General features: G+C 33.9%; 8 protein-coding genes. 4 read left to right on the forward strand and 4 right to left on the reverse strand.

The window, feature by feature from the left end:
* The 4 genes from HMPREF3264_RS05030 to HMPREF3264_RS05045 all read right to left on the reverse strand — a co-directional run.
* Positions 1–3,318 (reverse strand): putative Ig domain-containing protein (locus HMPREF3264_RS05030; protein WP_141764450.1); only part of this gene is annotated, 3,318 nt, incomplete at its 3' end.
* Positions 3,319–3,697: 379 nt separating this feature from the next.
* Positions 3,698–4,663, reverse strand: coding sequence for a biotin synthase BioB (bioB, locus tag HMPREF3264_RS05035; protein ID WP_070872204.1), 966 nt, complete (start codon positions 4,661–4,663; stop codon positions 3,698–3,700).
* Positions 4,664–4,850: 187 nt separating this feature from the next.
* Positions 4,851–5,729 carry a 5'-nucleotidase, lipoprotein e(P4) family gene (locus HMPREF3264_RS05040; protein ID WP_070872206.1) on the reverse strand — a complete coding sequence of 293 codons (879 nt, stop codon included), beginning with the start codon at positions 5,727–5,729 and terminating at the stop codon, positions 4,851–4,853.
* Positions 5,730–5,855: 126 nt separating this feature from the next.
* Positions 5,856–6,770 (reverse strand): LysR family transcriptional regulator, encoded by a 915-nt coding sequence (locus HMPREF3264_RS05045; protein WP_070872208.1) that lies wholly within the window; start codon positions 6,768–6,770, stop codon positions 5,856–5,858.
* Between the two features lie 220 nt (positions 6,771–6,990).
* Here HMPREF3264_RS05045 and HMPREF3264_RS12900 point away from each other — a divergent pair, with 220 nt between their 5' ends.
* The 4 genes from HMPREF3264_RS12900 to HMPREF3264_RS05060 are packed head-to-tail and all read left to right on the forward strand — an operon-like array spanning position 6,991 to position 9,542.
* Positions 6,991–7,137, forward strand: a complete 147-nt coding sequence (locus HMPREF3264_RS12900) for a hypothetical protein (RefSeq protein WP_256323956.1) — start codon at positions 6,991–6,993, stop codon at positions 7,135–7,137.
* A 20-nt stretch (positions 7,138–7,157) separates the two neighbouring features.
* Complete coding sequence (locus HMPREF3264_RS05050) at positions 7,158–8,309, forward strand: GntP family permease (RefSeq protein ID WP_256323957.1); 1,152 nt, start codon at positions 7,158–7,160, stop codon at positions 8,307–8,309.
* 20 nt (positions 8,310–8,329) lie between these two features.
* The gene (locus HMPREF3264_RS05055; protein ID WP_070872210.1) at positions 8,330–9,085 is read left to right on the forward strand and encodes an SDR family NAD(P)-dependent oxidoreductase; all 756 of its coding nucleotides are present in this window, start codon (positions 8,330–8,332) and stop codon (positions 9,083–9,085) included.
* Positions 9,086–9,119: 34 nt separating this feature from the next.
* Entirely contained in the window at positions 9,120–9,542 is a 423-nt protein-coding gene (locus tag HMPREF3264_RS05060) for a lipocalin-like domain-containing protein (protein ID WP_070872212.1), read from the forward strand.
* Positions 9,543–9,615 lie beyond the last annotated feature (73 nt).

The raw sequence follows: 9,615 nt of genomic DNA on the forward strand, positions 1-9,615 counted from the left end.
TGTCGTTTCATTTCCTGATTCATCCGTTGTTGTCACCGTAATTGGATAGCTGCCTACTTTCGTTGGCGTGCCACTAATTGTGTTCGTCTCACTATCGAAACTTACGCCGGCTGGGAGACCACTCACTTTGTTGGTCACGGCTTGGCCACTATTATCTGTTGCTTCAATTGTTATTGAGTCAATTGGCGTGTTCACTTCTTTGGTTTGATTTTCGATAGCTGTCACCGTCGGTTTTGTTGTGTCTACAACTTTAATTGTGAAGTTCGTTTCTGTTTTATTGCCTTCTGCATCTGTTGTCGTCACTGTGATTAGGTAACTTCCTACTTTTGTTGGCGTTCCGCTAATTGTGTTTGTATTACTGTCGAACGTAACTCCATTTGGTAACCCACTAACAGTATTGCTCACTGCCAATCCACTATTGTCTGTCGCTTCGATTTTGATTGAATCGATAGCTGTATTGACTTCATTAGATTGGTCTGCAATAGAAGTTACTACAGGTGATATTGTGTCCACCACTTTGATAGTAAAAGTCGTTTTCGTTACATTTCCTGATGCATCTGTGGTCGTCACTGTGATTGGGTAGCTGCCTACTTTTGTTGGCGTCCCGCTAATTGTGTTTGTATTACTGTCGAAACTTACTCCGTTTGGTAACCCACTAACAGTATTGCCCACTGCCAATCCACTATTGTCTGTCGCTTCAATCTTGATTGAATCAATTGATGTATTTACTTCTTTTGTTTGATCTACAATTGTTTTAACTACAGGTGGCGTTGTATCTACTACTTTGATAGTAAATGTAGTAGTTGTTGTATTACCGTTCGTATCTTTAGAAGTCACCGTAATTGGATAGCTTCCCACTTTCGTTGGTGTGCCACTAATTGTATTTGTTGAAGCGTTGAAAGTTACTCCACTCGGTAGTCCACTAACAGTATTAATTACTGTGTCTCCACTATTGTCTGATGCATTAATATTAATGTTATTCAGGACTGAGTTGACTTCTTGTGTTTTATCATTAATTGCAGTAACCGTTGGAGGTGTTGTATCTGTAACTGTAATTGTTATTGCTGGTGATACATTTGACCCTTTATCGGTTGAAGTTATTGATATAGTTTCTTTTCCTGTTAAAACAAAACCACTAGGTACAGACACTGAGAAATTCCCAGTACTATCTGCCGTACCAGATAACGTTCTACCGTCACTAAAGTTTAATGTAATTGTTGTATTAGCCTCAGCTGTACCCTTAATCTCAGTGTCTTGAGTCGTAATATTACTAGCTTTAGGCGCTACGGGGGCAATTCTGTCTATCATATCTATGTAAGAAGTTGCATAAGACCCCAATAAACGTTTATTAGGTTCCCCATTATCGGTTGTATCTAAATAATCCGTTTCTATCCATGATTGAAATGTTTCTCTATCACTTATTTGTGAAGCAATACTATCCAAAGTATAACCACTCTTCAATTTATATTGAATCGTATAACTTCTTGATTGTCCTAATGTTCCATAGAATATATTTTTATCTAAACTTGTCCTAGCATCATTACGATGCATAAGAGTATTTGTGTTTTTAATAGATATTTCATCAATTGTACTACTATCAAACATCCCATCGCTACTTAAAGTACCATTTACAAACCTACTTGAACTAATCGGGTCACCCTTTGTATCAGAAACGTAAATTTTTACAGAACTAGGATCTATATAAGGTATTAAGTCTTTATTAACTTGTTCTTTAATATATAACACCCAATTATAGTCAGTTTGTAAAAAGTTTTCATCTGGCTTAAATGCATGAATAGATTTGATTGAGTTATCTGAGCTATCATATCTAATTCTGTTTACAACTTTACCTGAGGTAAACCCAGACGACTGAGTCGTTTGAGGCGCTTTACTATAAATATTTGGTGCAATCGTAGTAACTTGAACACTTTCTCCCGCAATAGCTCCAGTATTTGTAGTCCACGTATGTGTCAAATATACGGGTTTACTATTAGAATACCCTAAGCTTGCTATTGTTTGAGAATTCTTTAAAGTAATTAAAACCTCATTATTTGTTACTATTCCTTCCGTTCCCTCCACCGTTTTACCATTGATTGGTGCAGTCCAGTTTTGACCATTATTAGTAGTAGTCATGTAAACGCCATTAATTGTTATGTTTTGGATTTGACTATAAAAATCACTTTGTGAAAAAGAAAAATTTACTTTTCCTCCGTCTATCAAATCATTATTTTCTATCCAATTCGTTAAATTGAGTTTAATCACATTGCCAGTGTCATTTTGAAGTTGAGAAACTCCTGCATAACGTAATCCACTGTTATCTTTAATAGTTGTTGCATCATATCCTAAATCGTTAAGTAAGTATGCATAATTGGGATTTGATGGTTTCGTATATGTTTTAGCCTTTGTGTCTTTAGTGGCTACAAGTACTCTAAATCTTTTATTATTATTTCTTGTCGTTGTCGTTGCAGTGACTTGATTCGTTAAGCTTGTTTTATTATCACTTAGTGGAATTGAACTTTCTTTTTTACTTTCAATTTTAGTCGTATCTTCGATAGGGGTTGTGGCATTTGTGCTACTTCCTACTGTATTTGTTTCTGTTGTTTCATTTGAAGTATTTGATTTACTTGAAGTTGAGTCTATGTTTGAATTCTGTTCTGAAGTTTTACTAGAAGAAGTTGAATCTGTGTCTTTAGATTGTTCTGTTGTTTGATTTGAACTTTTGTTATTATCTGTGGATTTCTCTGAGGTGTTCTCTTGAGTTGAATCGGTATTCACCGATTCTTCTGATATGTTATCTTTTCTTTCAGTCGTATCTTTATTATTTTCAGTTGCTTTTGTACTTTCATTTGTTTCTTCTTTAGATTGTTGTTGGCTATCTTTTACTGTTTCATTTGCTTTATTATTATCATTTGTTGTTTTGTTATCACTTACATCTGATTTACTTTCTTCTGATGCTTTTTCATTAGTAACCGGTTCGCTACTTTGTGTTTCATTCGTCTTCGATTCTGTTGTGTTCGTTTCTTGAGCTAAAGATTGATTTTCATTTGCTTGATTTGTTGTTTTATCTGAAGTATCTTTCTCTGATTGATTCGTCGTATTATCACTATTACTTAATTCTTCTACATCGACTGGCTCACTCTTGTCTTTGGTACTATTTCCATTTTGAGAGGTTGCATTGTCTATCTCATCTGCTCTTGCTACGCCGCCAACACCAAATACTAATGTTGCGCCGATTAATAAGGAAGCTGTACCAACAGTGAACTTTCTAATTGCATACTTGTTAAGTACATTGGGCAAAAATCCTTGTTTATTTTTCATTTCAAAACCACCCCTAAAAACATTTCATACAATACTAATGATGTATTTATGTATTATAATGAGTTTATTATAAATATACAAATATCTTGTAACTATATATTTGTATGTTTTATATTAATAATATATTTGTTTCTTACTAATTATGTTTTACCCTCAATCATAATTGATATTAGTAATAAATATATTTTTTATATTTGGCCACACATTTGATTATGATTCGAATTTTTAAGTTTAAACATGAGTAATTTTAAAAATTGAGATAAGGCTAGAGACTCAAATCAATCACTAATCAGTGTATAGGTACCAAATTGACTTTATTTTCAATAAAAAAAGGACATGGTTAACATGCCCTAGGTAAGATAATATCTATATTAATTTCTTAACTATCGATTTCAAATCCTAAATCTTCAATCATACGATAATCTTCTTCGTTAGGTTGGCCTCCGGTAATTAAATAATCTCCAACAAAAATTGAGTTAGCTGCTTTTAAGGCAATGGCTTGAAGTGACCGAAGATTGACTTCACGACCACCTGCTATTCGAATTTCTTTCGTTGGATTAATTAAGCGAAAGATTGCTATAATTCGCAAACATTTCATTGGTGACAATAAATCTAATCCACCGAATTTTGTACCCTTAATCGGATGTAAAAAGTTAATTGGGATACTGTCCGCATTAATTTCTTTCAATGCAAATGCCATGTTAATCACATCTTCGTTTGTTTCACCCATTCCACAGATGACACCTGAACATGGAGAAATATTATTTGCCTTCATCATTTCAACAGTATGTACCCGGTCTTCATATGTATGTGTCGTTACTACTTCATCATGATAACGTTCACTCGTATTTAAATTATGATTATATCGGTCTACACCCGCTTCTTTAAGTTTTTCTGCTTGTTCTTCTTTCGTTAGTCCTAAACATGCACAAATTTTCAATTGTGGATGCATTTTCTTAATATCTTCTACTGTTTCGCAAATATGATTCACTTCTTTATTTGTTGGGCCGCGACCACTCATAACAATGCAGTATGTTCCTATTTGATTATTTGTAGCCACTTGTGCCCCTGCTTTAATCTGATCTTGGTCAACTAATGCATAACGTTGCTTCTGTTTCATCTTTACAGATTGTCCACAGTACCCGCAATCCTCAGAACAAATGCCGCTTTTCGCATTGAGAATCATATTTAATTTTACTTTTTTACCATAATAATGCTTTCTAACAATGTAAGCTTCATTGAGTAATTCAAAGGTATCAATATTGGGATCTTCATATATTTCCAAACATTCAACTTGAGATAACCCATCGTGATAAAGTACGCGTTCTGCTAAGTTTAAATTCATCCTTTCTAACCCCTTACTTCTGAAAAATTAAAGTTCAACATGTACGCCCTTTTTAATGTAAACTTTTTATATAGTTAAGTTTACATTAATACTTTGATGATTGAAACCTCACTTTCAAAAATAAAAAGCTACACCGATGAGATTATTCACCGATATAGCTATAAAATTCCTATTTAAACTATAAAAGTTATTTAACGTCGCCTGTTTTAGGATCAAATTGTTTAATAGACTGCTTTCTCAATTGGTCTTTTTGCGCTTTACTTATTTGATAATTGTTGTTATAAATGGTTGATTCCCAGCTACCATACATAGGATTTGGGAAAATAATGTATTTTTTACCAAAATCATCTTTATGTTTTTGAATTAATTCATCGCGAGATTGAGCAGTAGGTTGTTTAGGATCAGCGAAGTCTAATAAGTTATCACCAAATAACATGACTAATTTATGATTTTTTTGAACTTTCTCACGACGTGTTTCCTTGCTTTTGTCACTTTTACCTTTTAATAAAATATGACTGTCTGTAGCTTGAGGTAATCCTATATTTTTTAAATTCTGTTTCGTACCTTTAAAATCTTTCTCTTTATCTCTATCAGATATGTAATAAATATCTACACCTTTTTTATTAGCATAATTTAAGAAAGATTTCGCGCCATATACTGGTTTGGCCTTCGCTGCTGCGACCCATTCGTGCCAGCCTTGAGGATGGGGCGCATCATTAAGCGCTGCATAGCCTTGATATGGCGAATTATCTAAAACTGTTTCATCTAAATCGAGTGCAATAGCGAGCTTTTTCTTACCTTTATTCTTTTTAATCTCTTTATCTAATTGAACTTTCGCACTATTATAGCCTTGTAAATATAGTGCTTTCGCTTCTGCTGAATTTTGATACCAAGACACGGCCATAATATTTTCCGAACCAAGATTAAGATTCTTTTGTTGTTGTGTGGTTTGATGATTCTCATCTTGTTTTGCATGTGAATCACTCGCATATGTATTAAGTGGTGCAGAAATTGTAAACGCTGTTGCTAACGTCGCCGTCGCAATATACTTTGATAGTTTATTCATATATTCACCTCATTGAAAATTAATAAAAAATACTAATTAAAGTATATAGTATTTACAATTAAATTAGAAACATCAGAATATTAATATTAGATATATTTTGGCTAAGCTAAAAGTATATAAAACATCTTAAATATGCTCTTTAAATCGCATCTTCGCGAGATTTAAAAAAACACTCGCTGCTTTTGAAATATCGCGATTTTTATTATGAGCAATTACCACATTATTTTTATAGTGTGTTTCATCAAGTTTGAAATATTGTATGTTTTCATGAGTGGCCTTATTCTTCACACTTTCTGGTACAATCGTAAGGCCAATACCCGCGTTTGTTAAATAGAGTGCATTATCTATATTAATTGTTTCCATCACTGGTTTCGGTACTATATTAAAGTCGTTAAAGAACTTATCCGTAATTGTGCGTAACGTCATATTACTTTTCAACAAAATAAAGTTCTCATTATTTAATTGATGTATGGAAAAAGGAAGTTGATTCGTTTCTGTCGGATTATTATGCGCCAATTCGTGGGACCTTGGTATAGCAAGATAAAGTGCTTCAGAATATAACGTTTCGTAAGTAATTTGATCATTTCCAATTGGTAAAATCGTAAGACTAATATCCATCTTTTGATTTGCCAATAGCACTTCTATTTGATTCGCATTATCTTCTATTAATTCGATTTCAATTCCAGGATAACTGTTGATAAATTCCGGAAGAATATTGTACAACGTATGCGATGCTAAAAATGGATTTACTCCTATTTTCAATCGTCCTTTTTCTAAATTTGCGATTTCCTGTAATTCATATTCCATTTTCTGTTGTATCATTTCCATTTCATCTAAATATGCTAAATAACGTTCTCCTGCATATGTTAACGTTAGAGGATTACTCTCTCTATTGATTAGTTCTACGCCCACCTCATTTTCTAACTCTTTAATGACTTTACTAAGATATGGTTGAGAAACGTAAAGGTGCTTCGCTGCGTTAGAGATATTACCAAATCTCGTTACTGCTTCTAAATATGATTTAGTTTGTAGTTTATTCATACATAACCTTCTTTTTCTATTTATTTTATTTTCAGTTTATTCATTAAAATGCATACCCTCGCCCCAAAACATCATATATTAGTGCGTGATCCCCCACATTATAACTGTTTAGTTATTACCACAATAACTAAATACGTCTTTTACAAACCGCGATAACGAGCGAATAATTATAGTTATACAACACATTATTTTAGATTAACGAGTTAAAGGGGGGAGAAAAATGGAAACCATCGGAACAATTGGGATTATCCTAGGTATACTATTTATCATTTATTTAGCAATGAAAGGCTATTCTATTTTAATTATAGGACCTATAGCTTCAATCATCGTTATTTTAACTAACCGACTTCCTTTTTTGATTCTTTAATAGGAACAAAAGATTCTTATATGACCGGATTAGCTGGTTTTATTATCAGTTTCTTTGGTGTCTTTTTACTTGGTTCATTACTTGCAAAATACATGGACCAAAGCGGTGCAGCTCAATCAATTGCTGAAACCATAATAAGTAAAGTGGGTACAAGTAACCCATATTCCATTTTAGTTGCCATATTTATTATTACAGCCATCTTAACATACGGTGGTATTAGTTTATTCGTGGTCGTCTTTGTTCTTGTACCACTTGCTAAACCTTTATTTAAAGAACTCAATATCGCTTGGAATTTAATTGGTATTCCAATCATGTTAGGGTTAGGTACTTTTACAATGACTATGTTGCCCGGTACGCCATCAGTACAGAATGTAGTGCCGACTAAATATTTGGGTACAACATTAACAGCCACACCTTTATTAGGCATTATCGGAACCATCGTCGCCATTGCATTTGGTTTATGGTATATGAAATTTGCCCTTAAGAAAAGTATTGCCAAAGGCGAAACGTTTAGCGACTTCAATTTAAATATAGACGAGTCTCAACCAACGCATAAAGAAACACCTAACATTATTTTAAGCATTTTACCTATTATCGTTTTAATCGCTATCAATATTATTGGGAGTGCCTTTAAAGTTGATAATATCATTCTGATTGGATTAGCTGTTTCAATTATCTTATCAGCGCTTATATTCCATAAATACATTCCTGTACACAAATCAGTGATTAATGAAGGTGCTATCAGTTCGGTGACACCAATGTTTTTAACAGCTTCTGCCATTGCATTTGGTACTGTAGTCACTTTAGCACCAGGTTTTAATTCAATTAAATCACTTATTTTAAATATTCCTGGTAATCCGCTCATTAGTTTATCAGTTGCATCCGCATTGTTCGGTGTCATTACTGGTTCTGCCTCAGGTTCACTAGGTATTGTGATGCACGCATTTGGTAAACAATATGTCGATATGGGCATTGATCCAGAGGTGATTCACCGTGTAGCTACAATGTCGTCATCTATCTTTACTGTGATGCCACATACAGGATTTGTATTGACATTCTTTGCCCTTACAGGACTTAACCATAAGAATGGGTTCAAATACTTATTTATTACTAACACAGGTTCAAACTTATTAGCATTAATCGTAGTTATTTTAGCATCATTAGTATTATAAATTTTTAGGAGGTTTTAAATATGAGTAGAAATGTTATCGTAACAGGTTCAGGACAAGGCATTGGTTACGCCATTGCTCAAGCATTTGATAAAGAAGGTGACCGTGTATTCATCTTCGATATGAGTAAGGAAGTTGCTGAAAAGGCAGCGCAATCACTAAACAATGGTATTGCCTATCAAGTAGATGTGACGGACGAAGAAACAATTCAATCATCTATCGAGGATATCACTAAACAATATGGTGCCATCGATGTTTTAGTCAATAATGCAGGCATTCAATTTATCTCTAAGATTGAAGACTTCCCTCTAGAAAAATGGAATCAAGTCGTTAACGTGATTCAAACAGGTACATTTTTAATGACAAAACATGTAATACCAAGTATGAAACAACAACAAAAAGGTAGAATTATCATAATTTCATCTGCACATGGTGAAATGGCTGATCCATTTAAATCAGCATATGTCGCTTCTAAATTTGCGCAAATTGGTTTCACGAAAACAACTGCCCTCGAAGTTGTATCAGATGGAATCACTGCTAATGCAGTCTTACCTGGTCCAGTTCGTACATCATTAATTGAAAATCAACTTGCACACCTAGCAGAACAAGATCATTCAACAGAGCAAGAAGCGATGGAGAAATATATTACAGGTAAAATGCCTATGAATCGTCTACTAGAACCTTCAGAAATTGCTGACACTGTCATTTTCCTAGCGTCAGAAGGTGCCTCAGCAATTACTGGCGAAACAATTAGTGTATCAGGCGGTTCTAACGCATAATATCTAAATAATAATTAAGAAAGGATGTCTTAAAATGGTTCAATTACAAGAACAATTAATCGGAACATGGAGATTAGTGAGATACCAAGATGAAACTGAAAACGGTGAAATCTTCTTTCCATTAGGCAAAGATGCCACAGGATTCATTATGTACAATCCAGATGGCTATATGTCTGCGCAACTAATGCAACAAGGACGTCCAGCATACGAATCTGGCGATTTACACACTGGAACTACAGAAGAAATGTCTAAAGCAGCACATGGTTATGTAGCTTACGCAGGAAAATATGAACTAGATGAAGACAACTCAACTGTTTATCATACAATGGAAGTAAGCATGAACCCTACATGGTTAGGAGACACACAACCTAGAGTATTCACTTTAGAAGGTGACACATTAAGCATCATTAACGGAAACGTACCTAACCAAAAATTAGTTTGGGAACGTGTGAAATAACTATTTATTACAAAGTGAATCATTAAGCATTAATTAGGGAGCAGGACAGAAATATAATTTAGCAAAATTATTT

Source organism: Staphylococcus sp. HMSC62A08 (assembly GCF_001839105.1).
Lineage (GTDB): Bacteria > Bacillota > Bacilli > Staphylococcales > Staphylococcaceae > Staphylococcus > Staphylococcus caprae.

Bases quoted from the DNA above. Each gene is read 5' to 3' on its own strand.
- bioB (WP_070872204.1), bottom strand. From the start codon at position 4,663: ATGAATTTAAACTTAGCAGAACGCGTACTTTATCACGATGGGTTATCT.
- HMPREF3264_RS05040 (WP_070872206.1), bottom strand. From the start codon at position 5,729: ATGAATAAACTATCAAAGTATATTGCGACGGCGACGTTAGCAACAGCG.
- HMPREF3264_RS05045 (WP_070872208.1), bottom strand. From the start codon at position 6,770: ATGAATAAACTACAAACTAAATCATATTTAGAAGCAGTAACGAGATTT.
- HMPREF3264_RS12900 (WP_256323956.1), top strand. From the start codon at position 6,991: ATGGAAACCATCGGAACAATTGGGATTATCCTAGGTATACTATTTATC.
- HMPREF3264_RS05050 (WP_256323957.1), top strand. From the start codon at position 7,158: ATGACCGGATTAGCTGGTTTTATTATCAGTTTCTTTGGTGTCTTTTTA.
- HMPREF3264_RS05055 (WP_070872210.1), top strand. From the start codon at position 8,330: ATGAGTAGAAATGTTATCGTAACAGGTTCAGGACAAGGCATTGGTTAC.
- HMPREF3264_RS05060 (WP_070872212.1), top strand. From the start codon at position 9,120: ATGGTTCAATTACAAGAACAATTAATCGGAACATGGAGATTAGTGAGA.